Genomic DNA, 19,834 nt, shown 5'->3' with positions numbered 1-19,834 from the left:
CAGATCGGTCCTCCCGCATGGCACTCCTCCTCTACCGCCTCGGCAAGTTCTCCTACCGCCGGCGCTGGCTTGTCATCTCCCTCTGGCTTGCCGTGCTGGTGGCCGTTGGCGGCTCCGCCGCGGCCTTCCATGGCACGCTGTCCAACAACTTCCAGATCCCGGGCACCGAGACCCAGCGGATCGCGGACAAGCTCAAGCAGGATTTGCCGGCGGCCTCGGGCGGAAGCGCCACGATCGTCTTCGAGGCCCCCGACGGCGGATTCACGGCTGAGAGCCGTGCGGCCGTCACGGATGCGCTGAAGAAACTCCAGGCCCTCCCCGAGGTCCGCGGCACGGTGGATCCGTTCGCCACCCAGGCCCAGGTGGACCAGACGGGCAAGGCCATCACCGACGGCGAACAGCAGCTGGCGGCCGGCCAGGCACAGCTTGACGCCTCCCGGGCGCAGCTGGAGGCCGGGAAGGCACAGCTGGCGGCAGCCGAGGAGCAGCTCACCGCTGCCGGGGCACCCGCAGCACTGATCGAGGCCCAGCTGGGCCAGCAGAAGGCAGCGCTGGCCCAGGGCCAGGCAAAGCTCGACGCCGGCGCCCAGGAACTGGCGGCGAACAAGGCCAAGCTGGAACTCGGCAAGCGCCAGGCCCAGGCGGCATCGGCCATCCGCTTCGTTTCCGAGGACAACAAGGCTGCCGTGGCGCAGGTGCAGTTCAACACCTCCATCAACGGGCTGGCCCCCGCGGTGCGCAAGCAGGTGCAGGAGATTGCCCACGGAACGTCCTCAGCAGGCGTCACGGCACTGGCGAGCAAGGAAATCACCGAGGATATCTCGGCCCTGTTCGGCACGGCCGAGATCGTCGGCATCGCCGTTGCAGCTCTGGTCCTCATCCTAATGCTGGGCACGCTAATCGCCGCAGGGCTGCCGCTGCTGATGGCCGTCATCGGCGTCGGCGTGGGCGTGGGCATCACCTTTGCACTCTCCGGCCTGTTCGACATGAGCTCCATCTCCCCGATGCTGGCCCTGATGCTTGGCCTCGCCGTCGGCATTGACTACTCCCTCTTCATCGTCAACCGGCACCGGACCCAGCTCCTGGCCGGCATGGACCCTGAGGAGTCCGTGGCCCGGGCCAACGGCACATCCGGCAACGCCGTGGTCTTCGCCGGCCTCACCGTGATCATTGCCCTTGCCGCCCTGGTGGTTCCCGGACTGCCGTTCCTCACCGTCATGGGCCTTGCGGCAGCGGGAACCGTGGCAGTGGCCGTACTTGTTGCCATCACCCTCACCCCCGCCATGCTGTCCCTGATCGGCCGCCGCATCATCTCCAAGCGGGCCTGGGCCAAGTCCGAGGCACACAACGCCGAACCGGACCATGAGGCAGCGGACCTTGCCACCGACCGCGAACGCAGTACCCGCGGGTGGGGCGGCCTCGTCACCAAGCACCCGTGGGTGGCACTGATTGCCGGCGTCCTCCTGCTCGGCACCCTGGCCCTGCCCGCCACGCAGCTGCAGCTGGCCCTGCCCGACGGCGGCTCCGAGCCGGTTGAGTCGGAGGCCTACCAGGCCTACGACCTGACGGCGCGCAGCTTCGGCGAAGGCGTCACCGGACCGATCGTGGCCGTGGGCGAGTTCCCCGCGAACCTGGATGCCACCCAGGCGCAGAAGCTGCAGTTCGACATCGCGGACAAGCTCCGGGCCGTGGACAACGTGGTGGCTGCCGTACCGGTGGCGCTCAGCGAAGACCGCCGGACCGCCGTATTCCAGGTCATCCCCAAGGAAGGGCCGGCCAGCGCCAGCACGGTCAGGGTGGTCTCCGAACTCCGGGGCCTGAACGGCGAAATCAAGACTGACTACGACGTAGCCATGGGCCTGACCGGCCAGACTGCCGGCAACGTGGATGTCTCCACCAAGCTCGGTGACGCCCTGCCGCCTTACCTGGCCATCGTCGTCGGACTTTCCCTGGTCCTCCTCCTGCTGGTGTTCCGCTCCATCGTGGTCCCGCTGCTGGCCACGGGCGGCTTCCTGCTGTCCCTGTCGGCCGCTTTCGGCGCCGTGGTGGCGGTGTACCAGTGGGGCTGGCTGGGGAACGTCTTCGACGTGGCCAACCCGGGCGCCGTACTCAGCTTCCTGCCGATCATCCTGATCGGCGTGCTGTTCGGCCTGGCCATGGATTACCAGGTGTTCATCGCCTCCGGCATGCGGGAAGCGTACATGCACGGATCCACGGCCAAGGAAGCTGTCAGGGTAGGTTTCCGCCACGCGGCCGCCGTGGTCACCGCCGCCGCGATCATCATGGTCAGCGTGTTCTCCGGCTTCATCTTCAGCCACCTCACCATGGTCCGGCCACTGGGCTTCGCGATGGCCTTCGGCGTGCTGTTCGACGCGTTCGTGGTCCGCATGACGATCGTCCCGGCCGTGATGTACCTGCTGGGTGCCAAATCCTGGTGGCTGCCGCGCTGGCTGGACCGGATCCTGCCGGACGTGGACGTGGAGGGCGCCAAGCTCAACCGCGGCCAGGCGGCGCCGGTGTCCGGTGAACTGGTCCACTAGGCTGAAGCCGTGCTCCATCTGATTCTCGCCTCGCAGTCCCCCGCCCGCACCAAGCTCCTGGCCGAGGCCGGCATCCGGCACACCGTGCTGGTCTCCGACGTCGACGAGCAAGCCGTCCAGGCCCGTTATGGAGTCACGGACCCGCACGACACCGCACTGCTGCTGGCCCGGGCCAAGGCCGAGGCCGTGGCGGCGCTGCCTGAGGCGGACGGCGCGCTGGTGCTGGGCTGCGACTCGGTCTTCGAGTTCGACGGCGAGGCGCACGGCAAGCCCTACACTGCAGAGGTTGCGCGCGAACGGATGCTCCGGATGAGCGGCAGCGCGGGGGTGCTGCATACGGGGCACTGGCTGGTGGACTGCAGGGACACGGACGACGACGGCGCCGGCGGCCGCGGCTCGGGAGCCACGCTCGGATCGGTCGCCTCCGCCGAGGTTTCCTTCCTGGAGATGGAACCGGCCGAGATCGACGCCTACATCGCCACCGGTGAACCGCTGCACTGCGCGGGTTCCTTCACCATTGACGGCCTGGGCGGGGCGTTCATTCGGAAGGTCGACGGCGACCCGCACGCCGTCGTCGGCCTCTCCGTCTCCACGCTGCGCGGCCTGCTCGCTGCCGCCAATGTTCGTATCACGGACCTCTGGCCGCCGCGGTAAAGCGCCCCGTTTTCGCACTGCTTGTAGCTTCCCTACAAAGGAAGGCCGGTTTACACGCGGATTCCGCAAGTAATATCGGCGGAACCTCCAAAACCGCGCTAGGCTCCCTGAAGGAAAGAAGGAGACGCCTTGTCAGCAAATTTGGAGCAGTCCGCAGGTACCACGCAGCCGAGCCTCACAAAGGTGCTGATCGCCAACCGCGGCGAAATCGCCGTGCGGATCATCCGGGCGGCCCGGGACGAAGGCCTCGCCTCCGTTGCGGTCTACGCTGACCCGGACCGCGATGCGCTGCACGTGAAGCTCGCCGACGAGGCATACGCCCTGGGCGGCACCACCGCCGCAGAGTCCTACCTGGTGATGGACAAGCTGATCGAGGTGGCCCTGCGCTCCGGAGCCGACGCCGTCCACCCCGGCTACGGCTTCCTGGCCGAAAACGCCGAGTTCGCCGCCAAGGTCATCGCTGCAGGCATCACCTGGATCGGCCCCTCCCCCGAGGCGATCTCCGCGCTTGGCGACAAGGTCCAGGCACGGCACATCGCCGAGAAGGTCGGCGCACCACAGGTGCCCGGCACCGCGGACCCGGTCAGCTCCGCCAAGGAAATCCTCGAATTCGTGGACAAATTCGGCCTGCCCGTGGCCATCAAGGCGGCCTTCGGCGGCGGCGGACGCGGCATCAAGGTGGCACGCACCCGCGAAGAGATCCCCGAACTGTTCGAATCCGCCGTCCGCGAAGCCACGGCCGCCTTCGGCCGCGGCGAGTGCTTCATCGAACGCTTCCTGGACGCACCGCGGCACGTCGAGACCCAGTGCCTCGCCGACGCGCACGGCAACGTGGTGGTGGTCTCCACCCGCGACTGCTCACTGCAGCGGCGCAACCAGAAACTGGTCGAAGAGGCCCCGGCACCATTCCTCACCGACGAGCAGAACCGGCGGCTCTACGAATCCTCCAAGGCCATCCTCAAGGAGGCCGGCTACCTCGGCGCCGGCACCTGCGAGTTCCTGGTCGGCCAGGACGGCACCATTTCCTTCCTGGAGGTCAACACCCGCCTCCAGGTGGAGCACTGCGTCTCCGAGGAAGTCACCGGAATCGACCTGGTCCGCGAACAGTTCCGGCTGGCCCGCGGCGAGGAACTGGGCTACGGCGACCCCGAGGTCCGCGGCCACTCGATCGAATTCCGCATCACCGGTGAGGACCCTGGCCGGAACTTCATGCCCGCCCCGGGCACCATCACGGGCCTGAAGAACCCCACCGGCCCCGGCGTCCGGATCGACTCCGGCGTGGAGCAGGGCGACGTCATCAGCGGCAACTTCGACTCCATGCTCTCCAAGCTGGTGGTCACCGGCGCCACCCGCACCCAGGCCCTGCAGCGCTCCCGCCGGGCCCTGGAGGAGATGGTGGTCGAGGGCATCCCCACCGTTATCCCGTTCGACCTCGCCGTCGTCTCCAACCCGGACTTCGCCCCCGCCGAGGGGCCGTTCAAGGTCCACACGCGCTGGATCGAGACATCCTTCGTGAACGACATCCCCGCCTGGACCCCGAGCGGCACCGCGGACGCCGACAGTTCTGCAGAGGAGCGCCAGCGCGTGGTGGTGGAGGTGGGTGGCAAGCGGCTCGAGGTGGTCCTCCCTGCTTCCCTGGGCACCCCGGGTACGGCAGCAGCCGCCGGCGGCAAGCCGGGCAAGTCCAAGAAGCGGTCCCGCTCCGCCGGTCCCGCGGCCGCCACGGGCAACGCCCTCACCTCCCCCATGCAGGGCACCATCGTGAAGGTGGCCGTGACGCACGGGGACGTGGTGTCCGAAGGCGATCTGGTGGTGGTCCTTGAGGCAATGAAGATGGAGCAGCCCCTCACCGCACACCGGTCCGGCACCATCACGGGCCTGACGGCAACGGCGGGCGAGACGGTGTCCGCGGGCGCCATCATTGCCACCATCGAAGACTAGAAAGCGGCCCCGGCAGCCATGCTTGCACCAAGTTTCCAGGAAGAAGTGGACCGCTATCACCAGGCGGTTCCCGAGATCACCCGGGGCAACCCGGCCCCCATCAAGGAGCTGTACTCCCGGCTGGATGACGTCACCCTGGCCAACCCGTTTGGCGGAATAGCCCGCGGGTGGGCCCAGGTGGAGGCCCGGCTGGACCAGGCCGCCCGGCAGTTCCGCGACGGTGAGATGCTGGGCTTCGATACCGTCACGTCCTATACCGCCCGCGACACCGCCTACCTGCTGGAAACCGAGCATTTCCGGGCACGGCTGGACGGGGCCGCCGCCACCGAGGAGTTTGCGCTCCGCGTGACCAGCATCTTCCGCCGGGAGGAAGGCTACTGGAAGCTGGTGCACCGCCACGCCGACCCCGCTGCCCGCCCGCAGTCACGCCGGTCCTTGACGCAGCCCACAGGCTGAGCTGACGCTGGCAGGCGGGGCTGCCAGGATGCAGACTTAGCTCATGCTGCCTTTCCTGCTCCTGGCCTCCCGCGCGGAAGATGCCGCCGCGGAAGACGAATACGCCGCGTACCTGCGGTACGGCGGGCTGGAGGAACGGGAGCTGCACCGGGTTCGGCTCGAGGCCGCTCCCCTGCCCACGCTGGATCTTTCGGAGTTCTCCGGGGTCATCGTGGGCGGCAGCCCGTTCACGTCAAGCGATCCGCCGGAGCAGAAGAGCCCGGTCCAGCACCGGGTGGAGCAGGAGCTGTCCGGCCTCCTGGACCAGGTGGTGGCCCGCGACTTTCCGTTCCTGGGCGCCTGCTACGGGGTGGGGACGCTGGGCACGCACCAGGGCGCGGTCATCGACCGGACCTTTGGCGAACCCCTGGGCGCCGTAGAGATCGAACTGACAGACGCCGGGCTGCAGGACCCGGTGCTGCAGGGCATGCCCCGCACGTTCACCGCCCTGACCGGCCACAAAGAGGCCGTCAGTTCCCTGCCCCCGCATGCCGTGTTGCTGGCGCGGGCCGCCACCTGCCCCGTCCACATGTTCCGCATCAAGACCAATCTTTACGCCACCCAGTTCCATCCAGAGCTGGACGCCGACGGGCTGGTGACCCGCATCGATATCTACCGGCATGCAGGCTACTTTCCGCCGGAATCCGCGGAGGAGCTGATGTCGGCGGCACGCCGGTTTACCGTCACCGAGCCCATGGCCGTGCTGAAGAACTTCGTGGCCCGGTACGCCCGCTGAACCCCACGCCTGCGAAAACCCACGCGCCCAAGCCGCGGCAGCCCGCCGTCGTGCGTTCCTGCCCGGTTGCCTCCACCCCCAAAGCAAATGCCCGGCACCATCCCTGACATTGCAGGGACGGCGCCGGGCAGGCCGGCCGGCAAGTGGGCTGGAATGCACGGGTGGGTGTCAGGCCACGTTGTTCTCGTAGTCCAGATCGCGGGTTTCGCGGGTCAGGAACAGCGCGATCAGCGTCAGTACCGCCATGGCGGTCAGGTAAATGCCCACCAGTCCGGGGCTGCCCTTGGCAGCTTCCCACAGGGCGACGGCGATAAACGGCGCCACCGCGGCACCCAGGATGCTGGAGAAGTTGTAGCTGATGGCCGAGCCGGTGTACCGGACGTTCGTGGGGAACAGTTCCGGCAGCAGCGCTCCCATGGGCCCGAAGGTGAGGCCCATGAGGGAGAAGCCAAGGATCAGCAGGCCCATGGTGCCCACGAAGCCGGCGCTGAACAGCGGAACGAACAGCAGGCCGAACACGAAGATGCCGGCGGTGACGGCCAGGAGCATCTTGCGGCGGCCGTACTTTTCAGCAAGCGGTCCGGAGACCAGGGTGAAGATGCCAAAGAAGACGACGCCTGCGATCAGCATCCAGAGGAAATCGTTGCGGCTGTAGCCGAGGCCGGGGACGAACGCGGCAGCTGCGGCTTCCGTCATGGGCTTGCCGGCCTTCTCGGCGGCAGCCTTGGCACCCTCCAGGGTGGGCTTGGTGCCGTAGGTCAGGGTGAACGTGGTCATCAGGTAGAACAGCACGTAGGTGGCCAGCATGATGAACGTGCCCAGGATCAGCTGGCGCCAGCTCGACTTGAAGACGCGGCCCAGCGGAAGCTTGGCTACCTCGTTGGATTCCACCACCTTGGTGAAAGCAGGGGTTTCGATCAGCTTGAGCCGGACGTAGAGGCCAATGATCACCATGATGGCGCTGAGCAGGAACGGCACGCGCCAGCCCCATGCTGCGAAGGCCTCCGGCGTCAGCGTGTAGCTTGCCACCAGGAAGATGACGTTGGCGATGATGAAGCCGATCGGGGCTCCGAGCTGCGGGAAGGTGCCGTAGATGGCGCGCTTGTTGGCCGGCGCGTTCTCGGTGGCCAGCAGGGCCGCGCCGCTCCACTCGCCGCCAAGGGCCAGGCCCTGGGCGAAGCGCATGACCACCAGCATGGCCGGTGCCCAGAATTCCCAGCCCGGAACCAGCGCAGTGGGGAGGCAGCCGATGAGGAAGGTGGCGATGCCCATGGTCAGCAGTGACGCAACAAGGGTTCCCTTGCGGCCGAACTTATCCCCGAAGTGCCCGAAGACGATCGAGCCGAGGGGGCGGGCAATGAAGGCCACGCCGAAGACGGCGAAGGAGCTCAGCAGCTGGGTGGTTTCATTCGCGTTCGGGAAGAAAAGCTTCGGGAACACGAGCACGGCGGCCGTGGCGTAGACGTAGAAGTCGTAGAACTCCACTGTGGTGCCGATCAGGCTGGCCACGATGACGCGGCCTCGGGAGTTCACCGGCTGGTGCGAACCAGGCACCTTGGTGGTATCGGTGGATGACATAAGTAAACGCTTTCATGGACCGGCCGGGCGCAGGCAGGGCTGCCTCCCGGCTCGAATAGTTAGAGTTCAATCTTACTTGCCGCCGTCCAGTCAATGGACAAAACGTCCACTATGCGGGCAAGTGTTGTGCGTCTCACAGTGCGGGCTTCCGGACCGCCTCACGCCTTCCGGTCGGCCCGGATAGGCAAAAGTCACAGCGCGTTAACAAACATCGACTGTCCGCGAAACGCGCCGTCCCTACCTTGGAGGAACAACATCCCCTGAAGGAGGTAACCCGTGACTGTTGACCGCACCGTCGAGGCGGGCGCACAGCCCGGCACTACCCGCACTACAGACGCCCCTGCCCTTGAATTCCGTCCCGGCCGCTGGATCGCCAACTGGGATGCCGAGAACAAGGAACAGTGGGAAACCGCCGGCCGCGCCATCGCCCGCCGCAACCTGAACTGGTCCATCTTCGCCGAGTTCCTCGGCTTCGTGGTGTGGCAGCTGTGGTCCATCGTGGTGGTCCAGCTGCCCGCCGCCGGCTTCACCTTCTCCACTTCGGAAATCTTCTGGCTCATCTCGATGCCCAGCCTGGTGGGTGCCACCCTCCGCATTCCCTACACCTTCATGGTCCCCCGCTTCGGCGGCCGGAACTGGACCATCGTGTCCGCCCTGCTGCTCCTCATCCCCTCCACCGGCCTGGCCCTCTGCGTCTCCAACCCGGACACACCGTTCGGCGTCATGCTCATGGTGGCTGCCCTCGCCGGCTTCGGCGGCGGTAACTTCGCCAGCTCGATGGCGAACATCACCTTCTTCTATCCGGCGAGGGAAAAGGGCTGGGCGCTGGGGCTGAACGCCGCGGGCGGCAACCTGGGCGCCGCCGTCGCGCAGCTTGCCGTTCCCATTGTCATCACCCTGCTGGCCGCCGGGACCGTCAACCTTCCCATGGCCGGGTGGATGTGGGTCCCCCTGATCCTGCTGGCCGCGTTCGGTGCGTTCAAATACATGAACAACCTGACCAGCGCCAAGGGCGACGTGGCCGGCTCGGTCGCAGCGCTCAAGGAACCCCACCTGTGGATCATGGCGCTGCTGTACATCGGCACCTTCGGCTCCTTCATCGGCTTCGCCGGCGTCTTTCCCAAGCTGATCAAGGACTACTTCCCCGCGTTTTCCTCCATCGGAGTGGGAACCGTGGCCCTGTCCCTTGCGTTCCTCGGCCCCCTGGTGGGCTCGCTGGCCCGCCCCTACGGCGGACGCATGGCGGACCGGATGGGCGGGGCCCGGATGACTGTGGCCGCTTTCGCTTCCATGGCCGTCATCACCCTGACGATGGTCTGGACCCTGCCGCTGAAGAACTTCTGGCTCTTCCTGGTCCTCTTCCTGATGCTGTTCACCGCCAGCGGCTTCGGAAACGGCGCCACCTACCGGATGATTCCGGTCATCTTCGCCACCTCCAGCCGGGCCGCACGCAACGGCGCAAGTTCCGTGGCCACCCAGCGCCTGGCGTCCTCGGCCCTCGGCCTGATCTCCGCGATCGGCGCCTACGGCGGATTCGTGATCCCCCAGGTCCTGAATGCCTCCAGCACCGCCAGCGGCTCCTACACCCCGGCGTTCTACGGATTCGTAGGCGCGTATGTCCTGATGCTGCTGGTCTGCTGGACCTGCTACATCCGCAACGCCGGCCGGAACGCGATGGGACACGTCTAACATGACCAAAAGCGCCGATACGCACTGCCCCTACTGCGCCCTGCAGTGCGCCATGACGCTCACGTCCCCTGCGGACCTGGCCCCGGCTGCACAGCCGGGGCCAGGTCCCGCGCCTGCACTTCCCTCCGCGCCTGCACTGGAGGTTGCGGGCCGGGACTTCCCCACCAACCGCGGCGGCCTGTGCCGCAAAGGCTGGACCTCCCCCACACTCCTGAACCATGCCGGCCGGATCACCGAACCGCTGCTGAAAGGTCCCGACGGCGTGCACCGTCCCATCAGCTGGGACCAGGCCCTGGACCTCGCCGCCCAAGCCGTGAGGGACGCCCGCGCACGCCACGGTGCGGACGCCGTCGGTGTTTTCGGCGGCGGTGGCCTGACCAATGAGAAGGCCTACCAGCTGGGCAAGTTTGCCAGGCTGGCCCTGGCCACCTCCCGGATCGACTACAACGGCCGGTTCTGCATGTCCTCCGCGGCGGCCGCCGGGATGCGCGCGTTCGGCATTGACCGCGGCCTGCCCTTCCCGCTGGAGGCCCTGGACAGCGCCAGCACCATCCTGATGCTCGGCTCCAACGTTGCCGAGACCATGCCACCCTTCGTCCAGCACCTGAAGGGAGCCCGCGACGCCGGCGGATTGGTTGTGGTGGATCCGCGCCGTTCCGCCACCGCAGCCTTCACGGCCGATGGCGGCGGCCTCCACCTCCAGCCGCTGCCGGGCACCGACCTCACCCTGCTGCTGGGCATCTCCCACGTGGTCATCCACGAGAACCTGGCGGACACCGGCTACCTCCAGGAGCGCACCACGGGCTTCAGCGCGGTAGTCCGCAGCGTCAACGCCTTCTGGCCCGAACGCGTCCAGTCACTGACCGGCGTCCCCGCGGAGTTGATCCGGGAAACCGCCCGCAGGCTCGCCGCCGGGGCCCGGGAAGGCGGAAGCTACATCCTCACCGGACGCGGCGTGGAGCAGCATGTGGACGGCACCGACACCGCCACCGCGGCCATCAACCTCAGCCTCCTGCTCGGCCTGCCGGGCTCCGCCCGGAGCGGGTACGGAACCCTCACCGGCCAGGGCAACGGCCAGGGCGGCCGCGAACACGGCCAGAAGGCGGACCAGCTCCCCGGTTACCGCAAGATCACCGACCCCGCGGCCCGCGCCCACGTCGCCGCCGTCTGGGGCGTCCCCGAAGAAACGATCCCCGGCCCGGGCCTGCCCGCCGTGCAGCTGCTGAAGTCACTGGGAAAGCCCGACGGCGTCCGGTGCCTTTTCGTGCATGCCTCCAACATTGCGGTGGCAGCACCTGATGCCAACGCCGTGATCGACGGGCTGCGGAGCCTGGACTTCCTGGTGGTCTGCGACTTCTTCATGTCCGAAACCGCTGCGGAGGCGGACCTGGTCCTTCCCGTGCTCCAGTGGGCGGAGGAGGACGGCACCCTGACCAACCTGGAGGGACGCGTCCTGCGCCGCCGCCGCGCCATCTCCCCACCGGCCGGAGCCCGCAGCGAACTGTGGATCATGGCCCGCCTGGCCGAGCGGCTCGATGCCCCGTCTACCTACAGCGAGGACCCGGAAACCGTCTTTGAGGAACTGCGGCGTGCCTCCGCAGGCGGCCTGGCCGACTACTCCGGCATCGACTACGCCATGCTGGACCGCGGCGAGGCCGCCTACTGGCCCTACCCGGCCGGCAGCCGCGGAACGCCGCGCCTGTTCGCGGACGGCTTTGCGCACCCGGACGGCAAGGCGCTGATGGTTCCGGTGGTGCCGGGCCGCCGTCGTACTCCCGAAAACCCGGGCGGACCCGCCGCGGAGCCAGGCGCCAAGGCCATGACCCTCATCACCGGCCGGCTCCTGGAGCACTACCAGTCCGGTGCCCAGACCCGCCGGGTTGCTGAGCTCGTGGCCGCCCAGCCCGATGCCAAGGTGCAGATCCACCCCTCTGCGGCACACGCCATGGGCATCGCCGCCGGGTCGCTGGTCTCCGTGGCCAACGGGCGCGGCGAGGTGGTCTGCCGGGCGGAGCTGAGCACGGCTATCCGCCCGGAAACGGTCTTCCTGCCCTTCCACTTCCCCGGCTCGGAGAGCGCCAACCGCCTCACCGAAGCCGCCACGGATCCCGTGTCCGGGATGCCCGAATTCAAGTTCAACACCGTTTGGGTCCGGCCCGTGGCCGCACCCGATTCCGCCCGCATGCTGCAAACGACGGAGGCCTCATGAGCGAGCAGATTGTCATCGTGGGATTCGGCCCCGTGGCCGCCAGGCTGGTGGACGAGCTCCTGCCCGCCGTGCGCGCGGGCCAAGTCCGGCTGACGGTGCTGGGTGAGGAGACCGAGGCCGCCTACAACCGCGTCCTTGTGGCCGACCTCGGCGTTGGCCGGACCACCGCTGACGCACTGGCCCTTGCCGATGCCGGCGAACTGGCAGCGGAGGGCGTGGAGGTCCGGCTGGGCGTGCGGGTGAAGCGCGTGGACCGGGCACGGCAGCAGGTCCTGCTCGCCGAGGGCGCACCGGTGCACTACGACCGGCTGGTGTTTGCCACCGGATCCCGGCCCGTCATCCCGAACCTGACCGGCATCAATCCAGACCCGTCCTCCCCCGTGCTTCCCGCCGGCGTCACGGCGCTGCGGGACCTTCGCGACGCGGACGTGCTCCGGCAGGCGGTGGACGGGGGCAAACGGGTGGTAATCCTGGGCGGCGGCGTCCTGGGCCTGGAGACGGCGCTGGCGGCCGCGGAGGAAGGGGCAACGGTGACCGTGGTCCACAACGGGCCGCACCCCCTGGGCCGGAGCATCGACCGCGGCGGCGGAGCCGTCCTGGCTGCAGGCCTCCGCCGCTGCGGGGTCCGGGTGGCGGGCAACGCCCGCTCCACCGGGGTTGAGCACAACGCGCCCGACGGCGGCTTCTCCGCTTTGCTGCTGGACGACGGGCAGGCGATTGACGGCGACCTCCTGGTCATCTCGTGCGGGGTCCGTCCCCGGACGGAGCTGGCGGACGGCTGCGGGCTCTCCACCGGAACCGGGATCCTGGTGGACCACCGGCTGCGGGCGCACCACGAACCGCACATCTTTGCCATCGGTGACTGCGCCGAAGTCCGCTGCCCGGATCCCGGCTGCGGCATGTGCCGCAACGCCAAGGGTCCGTCCGGGCTGGTGGGCCCGGGCTGGCGGCAGGCCGAATGGCTGGCCGAATACCTCACGCTGCTGGCCTCTGGGCTGGCCGGGGATGCCGGGCTGCTGCCTGAGCTGCCACCGGAACAGCCCGGTGTGGTGGTCCTGAAGGCCCGCGGCCTGAACATGGCAGTGGCCGGGGACAACTCCGCTGATCCCTGGGACGAGGAAGCCCTCACTGCCGGTGCGGTCCACGGCAGGCCGCGCCTGCAGATTGCCCAATGGGCCGACCCCGAGCATGGCCGGTACGTCAAGATGACCACGCGCGGCGGGGTGCTGGAAGGCCTGGTGGCGGTGGGCATGCCGCGCACCGCCGCCGAACTGGTGGGCCTCTTTGAACGGGGCGCCGAACTGCCCGCGGACCGGTCCCTGCTCCTGCGCCTGGACGGGCCGGACCAACTGCCCGGGACCGGCTCCCCGGATCCCGCGGGCACCGTCTGCCGGTGTGCCGGCGTCAGCGGGGCGGCCATCTCCGACGCCGTGGCCGGTGGCTGCTCCACCGTGGCAGACGTTTCCAAAGCCACGCGCGCGGGGACCGGATGCGGCGGCTGCCATGAGGACATCAAGGGGCTCATCGAACGGCATTTTGAGGCGGCCGCGGCCTAGCCGGTCTGGTGGCCTGAAACCAGCGCACCCGGCGGAAGTTCAGAGGCGGACCCGCCCGGGGGCTGGCTGCTGCCGGCCCTCGGTTGCTGCCGGTATGAGGATGGACCCTCCGGGCCGAATATCCCCCGGCTCTTGACGACGGCGTCCGCAGAGCATGTGATGGACGGGACTGACCAGCGCGCCCATCTTCCGCGCCGGACGCCTGCCGTTCGGAACGATGAAAGGACCCCATCCATGTCCCTGCTCGACTCCGCCCTTTGGGAGGGCAAGATCTACCTCAACGGCTGGCGAACCGGAGGCGGAGGGACAAGCCCCGCCGTCGAACCGGCCACCGGCGGGCAGCTGGGCAGCTACGGCGTCGCCTCGGTGGAGGACGTCCGTGAGGCCGCGGCCACCGCTGCCAAGGCGCAGAAGGAATGGGCCGCCCGCAACCCGGAGGACCGGGCCGCGGTACTGCGCCGGGCCGGGCAGCTCTGGGAGGAGCACGCAGCCGAAATCCAGGACTGGATTGTCCGCGAATCCGGCGGGATTCCGCCCAAGGCCGGGCTCGAAACGCATATCGCCGCCAACGAATGCTACGACGCATCGGCGCTGCCTTCGCTCCCGGCCGGGGACGTCCTCACCTCCAACGAAAACCGCTGGTCCTTCGCTCGGCGTCGGCCGGTGGGCGTCGTGTCCGTCATTGCGCCGTTCAACTTCCCGCTGATCCTCTCCATCCGCGCCGTAGCCCCGGCCCTGGCGCTCGGTAATGCCGTGCTGCTCAAGCCGGACCCGCGGACAGCGGTCTGCGGCGGCGTGACGGTGATGCGCATCTTCGAGGAGGCCGGACTTCCGCAGGGACTGCTTTCGCTGCTGCCCGGCGGCGCGGAGATCGGCGCCGCAGTCGTCGAAGCTCCCGAGGTCCGGGTGATCGCCTTCACGGGCTCGACGGCGGCCGGCCGGAAGATCGGCGAGACAGCCGGCCGCCTGCTCAAGCGCGCCCACCTCGAACTGGGCGGCAACAACGCGCTGATCGTGCTGCCCGGCGCCGACATCGCCAAGGCAGCCTCGGCGGCCGCGTTCGGTTCGTTCATGCATCAGGGCCAGATCTGCATGGCCGCGGGCCGGCACATCGTCCACGAGGATATCTACGACGAGTACGTCGCCGCGTTGTCCGAGAAGGCCAACCACCTCCCGGTGGGTGACCCGAAGAGCGGCACCGTGGCGCTGGGTCCGGTAATCGACGAGCGCCAGCTGCAGCGGGTGGACGGGATCGTCCAGGACGCGGTGCAGGCGGGCGCCCGGCTGGCCGCGGGCGGCACCCACGATGGCCGGTTCTACCAGCCCGCCGTGCTGGTGGACCTGGACACTGACAGCCCCGCTTGGAAGGACGAAATCTTCGGCCCCGTGGCCCCTGTCATGAAGTTCTCCACCGTGGACCAAGCCGTGGCGCTGGCCAACGACAACGAGTACGGGCTGTCCATCGGCATTCTGGGCGACGTCGGCCTGGCCATGACCATTGCCGACCGGCTGGACTCGGGGAAAGTGCACATCAACGAACAGACCGTTTCCGATGAGGCGAACTCCCCCTTCGGCGGTATGAAGAACTCAGGCAACGGCTCGCGGATCGGCGGCCACCACGCCAACATGGAGTCGTTCACCGAGATCCAGTGGCTCACCATGCGCCCGGACATCGCCCCGTACCCGTTCTAAGACGCTTTCGACCCCTACAGGAACGGCCGGGAACTTCATGGAAATTCCCTGCCGTTCCTCGTGCGGGCCCTTCGGCCCTTACATGTGGACGTGCAGGCGGCGGGCAGCCTCGGAGATGGAACCGGTCAGCGACGGGTACACCGTGAAGGTGCTGGCGACGTCATCCACATGCAGCTTCTGCTTGACCGCGATGGAGATCGGGAAGATCAGCTCCGACGCGTTGGGTCCAACCACCACGCCGCCGATCACGGTACCGGAGCCCTTCCGCGCGAAGATCTTCACGAACCCGTCCTTGGCGTTGCGCATCTTGGCACGGGCATTGCTGCGCAGGGAAAGCTTGACGACGTCGGCCTGGTACTTGCCGGACTCGATCTCGGCTTCGGATACGCCAACGTTCGCGATTTCCGGCGAGGTGAAGATGTTCGATGCCACCTGGTGGAGCTTGAGCGGGGTGACGCCGTCGCCCATGAAGTGCGCCACTGCGATGCGGCCCTGCATGGCGGCCACGGAGGCCAGCGGCAGGACGCCGGTGCAGTCGCCGGCGGCATAAATGTTCGGGGCGGTGGTGCGGGAGACGCCGTCGACCTTAATGTGGCCGCTTTCGCTGACGGCCACCCCGGCCTCCTCGAGGCCGATGCCGGCGGTGTTGGGGATGGAGCCAAGGCACAGGAGGCAGTGGCTGCCGGTCACCTTGGAGCCGTCGGCCAGCGTGACCACCACGCCGTCGTCCGTGCGTTCCACCGTCTGGGCGCGGGAGCGGGACAGCACCCGGACGCCGCGGCGTTCAAAGACTTCCTCCAGGACCACTGCGGCGTCAACGTCGGAGCCCGGCAGCACGCGGTCGCGGCTGGACACCAGGGTGACCTTGGAACCCAGGCCGTTGTAGGCGGACGCGAATTCGGCGCCGGTGACGCCGGATCCCACCACAATGAGTTCCTGGGGCAGCTCGTCCAGGTTGTAGATCTGGGTCCAGTTCAGGATCCGCTGGCCGTCGGGGCGGGCCGTTTCCAGCTCGCGGGGGTGCGCGCCTACGGCCAGCAGGACGGTGTCGGCTTCAATGGTTTCGGTGCCGTCCACGGTCAGGACCTCAATGGTGTGGCTGTCCAGCAGCCGGCCCGACCCGGCAATGATCCGCACGCCCAGCTTCTCCAGGCCGTCGCGGATGTCCTGGGACTGGTTGCGGGCCAGATTGAGGAGGCGGTCGTTGATGTGCTTGAGGTCGGCGCGCATCACCGGTACGAAGTCACCGCCGTCGACGTCGAACTTCACACCCAGCTCGCCGGCCTCTGCCACGCGGGTCATCAGGTCCGCCGTGGCAATGAGGGTCTTGGAGGGGACAACGTCGGTCAGCACCGCGGATCCGCCCAGCCCGGCACGTTCGATGATGGTGACCGTTGCCCCCAGCGAGGCGGCCACCATGGCGGCTTCGTATCCGCCGGGACCACCTCCCAGGATTGCGATCCGGGGGGAGCTGAAATCTGGATGCGTAGTCACAGTCATCCATTCTCGCGCATTTACCGCCTGACCACCAAGAAAACAGGGCTCTCCCGGGGCCGGCGTGACCGGGGCAACACGGGCGGCAGGATAACTTGTACTGGTGAGTACAACAGACTTCCTGAACACGGACCCGTTCGCCGCCGCCCGCGCCGCCGCGGACTACATTGCCGAAGAAACGGGAGTGGACCGCCATGACACCGCCCTGGTCCTCGGCTCCGGGTGGGGCGAGGCCGCAGACCTGATCGGCGAGACCACCGCCACCCTGTCCGCCGAGGAAGTTCCCGGCTTCCACGCCCCCGCCGTGGAGGGCCACGTTGGCACTATCCGGTCCGTCCTGACAAAGGCGGGAAAGCGTGCATTGGTCCTGGGCGCCCGCACGCACTACTACGAGGGCAAAGGCGTCCGCGCCGTGGTCCATGGCATCCGGACCGCTGCGGCCGCCGGGTGCGGCACGCTGGTCCTGACCAACGGCTGCGGCGGGCTCAATGAGGACTGGGCCCCCGGCACACCGGTACTGATCCGGGACCACATCAACCTCACCGCCGCCTCACCGCTGGAAGGTGCCACCTTCGTGGACCTCACGGATCTGTACTCGCCGCGCATCCGCGGGCTGGCCCGCGAAGTGGACCCCACCCTCGACGAAGGCGTGTACGCACAGTTCCCCGGCCCCCACTATGAGACTCCGGCAGAGGTGCAGTACGCCAAGCGGATCGGTGCGGACCTCATCGGCATGTCGACGGCGCTGGAGGCCATCGCCGGGCGGCATGCAGGCATGGAAATGTTCGGCATCTCGCTGGTCACCAACCTTGCTGCGGGCATCAGCCCCCAGCCGCTGAGCCACCAGGAAGTCATCGAATCCGGGCAGGCAGCGGGCCCGCGCATTTCCAGGCTGCTGGCTGACATCATCGCCCGGCTCTAGCGGGTCAGGCGCCCGGGGTGCGTCATGCGGACGGGCAATGACGATAGCGTTATGCCCATGACGTCTTCCGATGCCGAACTTCGCCTGCTCACCGAGGCCCGCGAATGGGCTGCCCAGGACCCGGATCCCGCAACAAAGGCGTCGCTCCTTGAGCTTGTCCGCCTTGTTGGGGAAGGCGATCCCGCGGCCCGGCAGGAACTGGAAGACAGCTTCCGCGGCACGTTGCAGTTCGGCACCGCCGGGCTGCGCGCCGCGCTGGGCCCCGGGCCAAACCGGATGAACCGGGTGGTGGTCCGCCGCGCCGCAGCGGGACTCGCAGCGTTCCTGGTGGCGGCCGTGGCCAAGGCGGACGACGGCACACGGCCACGCGCCGTCGTCGGGTATGACGCCCGGCACAACTCGGATATCTTCGCGGCCGAAACCGCCGCCATCTTCACCGCCGCCGGCATCGAGACCTTCCTGCTGCCGGCAGCGCTCCCCACTCCCCTGCTGGCATACGCCGTCCGCGCCCTGGACTGCGACGGCGGTGTCATGGTCACCGCCAGCCACAACCCGCCGCAGGACAACGGGTACAAGGTGTACCTGGGCCGGCATGCCGTGGCGGCGGACGGCGACGGCGCCCAGATCGTGGCACCCTACGACGCCGAAATCGCTGCCCGGATCAGCGCCGTGGAAACGCTCGAATCAATAGCACTGGCAGAGGGCGGCTGGACCGTCCTGGACGGCTCGCTCGCAGCCGGCTACCAGCGGTCGACGGCGGCACTCGCCATGCCGGCACGCTTTCCGGCACGCGACCTGCGGATTGTCCTCACCCCGTTGCACGGCGTTGGCGGCGGGACGGCGCTGGACGTGCTGAAGGCGGCAGGTTTCACGGATGTCACCGTGGTTGCCGAGCAGGCCGAACCGGACCCCGATTTCCCCACCGTCAGTTTCCCCAACCCGGAGGAACCCGGGGCCCTGGACCTTGCCCTGGAAGCAGCGGCGCGGCTGGACGCCGACCTCGTCATCGCCAACGACCCCGACGCCGACAGGGCTGCCGTGGCGGCGAAGGACCCAGACACCGGCGCATGGCGCATGCTCCGCGGCGATGAAGTGGGCTCCCTGCTGGGCGCCCACATGGTGGCCCGGCTCGCGGACGCCAGCACCAATGCCGAGGTTGACGGCCGGGGCGTGTTCGCCAATTCGATTGTTTCCTCACGGCTGTTGGCCCGCATCGCCGCCGCTGCCGGCTTCGCCCATGAGGAAACGCTGACCGGGTTCAAATGGATTTCCCGGGTCCCTGGGCTGGTCTACGGCTACGAGGAGGCGCTGGGGTACTGCGTGGCGCCGGAACTGGTGAAGGACAAGGACGGCATTTCCGCCGCGGTCCTGATCGCCGAACTCGCAGCCACTGCCAAAGCCGCAGGCAAGACGGTCTTCGACACCCTGGACGAGCTGTACCTGCAGCATGGCCTGCATGCCAGCGACCAGCTGAGCATCAGGGTTGCAGACCTGGGACTGCTGGACGCCATGATGAACCGCCTCCGGGTTTCGCCGCCGGAGTCGTTTGGGCAGTCAGCGGTGGAGGTCTTCACCGACCTGGCGAAAGGCAGCGCGCACCTGCCGCCCACCGAGGGCTTGCTCTATATCACCCGGAACCTGACCCGCGTGATCATCCGGCCCAGCGGCACCGAGCCCAAACTCAAGTGCTACCTTGAGGTCATTCACCAGGTGGGCTCCGCCGCGGAACTGCCGGCAGCACGCCAGGCTGCGCGTGCCTCACTGGACGAGGTCCTCCACGACGTCAGCGAGGCACTGGGACTGTAACCGGCCCCCCAGCACGAAAAGGGGCGGCCAGCTTTCAGAAAGCCCGCCGCCCCTTTTGTTTTGTTCCCTTCGCGTCAGGCGCTTACAGCTCCACCTCGACGAAGCCGTCCGTGACGCGGGTGCTGAAGGCTGCCAGCCGCAGGCCCGGGGTGGTGAAGCATTCACCGGTCTCGAGGTCGTAGACCTCCTTGTGCAGCGGCGAGGCGATGGTGGGGCGCGCTCCCTTTGAACCGAGGATGCCGCGGGCCATGACGTGGGCTCCGGTGGCCGGATCCTCGTGCGCCACGGCGAAGACTTCGCTGGGGCCCGTGCGGAAAAGCGCCACCTGGCGCCCTGCCACCAGGGCGGCCTCGCCCCAGGCCGGTTCAAGGTCATCCACTGCGCAGACACGGTGCCAGCCGGTCTCGAATCCGGCGATGTCTGATTCGGCGGCGAGCGCCCCAAGTTCAAGTGTTGCCGTCATGTCCGGCTCCTTTCCCTGTGCCTGTTGTCCCTTGCAATGGCAGCTTTTGCGGCCATGTC

General features: G+C 68.3%; 14 protein-coding genes. 11 read left to right on the top strand and 3 right to left on the bottom strand.

Annotation, left to right across the window (positions count from 1 at the left end; all coding sequences use genetic code 11):
• The first annotated feature begins 17 nt into the window (after positions 1 to 17).
• The 5 genes from ACTAQI_RS01770 to ACTAQI_RS01750 all read left to right on the top strand — a co-directional run bounded on the left by ACTAQI_RS01770 (position 18) and on the right by ACTAQI_RS01750 (position 6,366).
• Positions 18 to 2,540: an MMPL family transporter gene (locus ACTAQI_RS01770; RefSeq protein WP_457949152.1), complete on the top strand. Its 2,523-nt coding sequence runs from the start codon at positions 18 to 20 to the stop codon at positions 2,538 to 2,540.
• 9 nt (positions 2,541 to 2,549) lie between these two features.
• On the top strand, positions 2,550 to 3,194 hold the full coding sequence (locus tag ACTAQI_RS01765) for a Maf family protein (RefSeq protein WP_457949150.1): 645 nt from the start codon (positions 2,550 to 2,552) through the stop codon (positions 3,192 to 3,194).
• 129 nt (positions 3,195 to 3,323) lie between these two features.
• A complete protein-coding gene (locus ACTAQI_RS01760) occupies positions 3,324 to 5,135 on the top strand; it encodes an acetyl/propionyl/methylcrotonyl-CoA carboxylase subunit alpha (RefSeq protein ID WP_457949149.1) in 1,812 nt (603 codons plus the stop codon).
• An 18-nt stretch (positions 5,136 to 5,153) separates the two neighbouring features.
• A complete protein-coding gene (locus ACTAQI_RS01755) occupies positions 5,154 to 5,591 on the top strand; it encodes a YybH family protein (RefSeq protein ID WP_457949148.1) in 438 nt (145 codons plus the stop codon).
• Positions 5,592 to 5,634: 43 nt separating this feature from the next.
• Positions 5,635 to 6,366, top strand: coding sequence for a glutamine amidotransferase (locus ACTAQI_RS01750; RefSeq protein WP_457949146.1), 732 nt, complete (start codon positions 5,635 to 5,637; stop codon positions 6,364 to 6,366).
• Positions 6,367 to 6,534: 168 nt separating this feature from the next.
• On the opposite strand, the gene ACTAQI_RS01745 is transcribed toward ACTAQI_RS01750, so the two are convergent.
• A complete protein-coding gene (locus tag ACTAQI_RS01745) occupies positions 6,535 to 7,944 on the bottom strand; it encodes an MFS transporter (RefSeq protein WP_457949144.1) in 1,410 nt (469 codons plus the stop codon).
• A 276-nt stretch (positions 7,945 to 8,220) separates the two neighbouring features.
• Between ACTAQI_RS01745 and ACTAQI_RS01740 the strand changes: the two genes are divergently transcribed.
• From ACTAQI_RS01740 to ACTAQI_RS01725, 4 genes are all read left to right on the top strand, one after another.
• The gene (locus ACTAQI_RS01740; protein ID WP_457949142.1) at positions 8,221 to 9,633 is read left to right on the top strand and encodes an MFS transporter; all 1,413 of its coding nucleotides are present in this window, start codon (positions 8,221 to 8,223) and stop codon (positions 9,631 to 9,633) included.
• 1 nt (position 9,634) lies between these two features.
• Positions 9,635 to 11,842 carry a molybdopterin oxidoreductase family protein gene (locus ACTAQI_RS01735; RefSeq protein WP_457949140.1) on the top strand — a complete coding sequence of 736 codons (2,208 nt, stop codon included), beginning with the start codon at positions 9,635 to 9,637 and terminating at the stop codon, positions 11,840 to 11,842.
• Positions 11,839 to 13,398, top strand: a complete 1,560-nt coding sequence (locus ACTAQI_RS01730) for an FAD-dependent oxidoreductase (RefSeq protein ID WP_457949139.1) — start codon at positions 11,839 to 11,841, stop codon at positions 13,396 to 13,398. The genes ACTAQI_RS01735 and ACTAQI_RS01730 overlap by 4 nt, the downstream gene beginning before the upstream one ends.
• Before the next feature lie 234 nt (positions 13,399 to 13,632).
• Entirely contained in the window at positions 13,633 to 15,090 is a 1,458-nt protein-coding gene (locus tag ACTAQI_RS01725; protein WP_457949137.1) for a benzaldehyde dehydrogenase, read from the top strand.
• Positions 15,091 to 15,168: 78 nt separating this feature from the next.
• Here the strand turns inward: ACTAQI_RS01725 and ACTAQI_RS01720 are convergent, their stop codons facing one another.
• Positions 15,169 to 16,584, bottom strand: a complete 1,416-nt coding sequence (locus tag ACTAQI_RS01720) for an NAD(P)H-quinone dehydrogenase (RefSeq protein WP_457949135.1) — start codon at positions 16,582 to 16,584, stop codon at positions 15,169 to 15,171.
• Between the two features lie 103 nt (positions 16,585 to 16,687).
• On the opposite strand from ACTAQI_RS01720, the gene ACTAQI_RS01715 reads away from it, so the two are divergent.
• Together ACTAQI_RS01715 and ACTAQI_RS01710 are read left to right on the top strand one after the other, a co-directional pair.
• Positions 16,688 to 17,506 (top strand): purine-nucleoside phosphorylase, encoded by an 819-nt coding sequence (locus ACTAQI_RS01715; RefSeq protein WP_457949134.1) that lies wholly within the window; start codon positions 16,688 to 16,690, stop codon positions 17,504 to 17,506.
• Positions 17,507 to 17,563: 57 nt separating this feature from the next.
• Complete coding sequence (locus ACTAQI_RS01710) at positions 17,564 to 19,312, top strand: phospho-sugar mutase (RefSeq protein ID WP_457949132.1); 1,749 nt, start codon at positions 17,564 to 17,566, stop codon at positions 19,310 to 19,312.
• A gap of 82 nt (positions 19,313 to 19,394) precedes the next feature.
• Here ACTAQI_RS01710 and nirD read toward each other — a convergent pair whose 3' ends face one another.
• Positions 19,395 to 19,775 carry a nitrite reductase small subunit NirD gene (gene nirD / locus ACTAQI_RS01705; protein ID WP_457949131.1) on the bottom strand — a complete coding sequence of 127 codons (381 nt, stop codon included), beginning with the start codon at positions 19,773 to 19,775 and terminating at the stop codon, positions 19,395 to 19,397.
• Positions 19,776 to 19,834 lie beyond the last annotated feature (59 nt).

It is taken from the genome of Pseudarthrobacter sp. alpha12b (assembly GCF_054130495.1).
The sequence above is the reverse complement of the archived record's forward strand: the minus strand, read 5'-3'. Positions and strand labels throughout refer to the sequence as shown.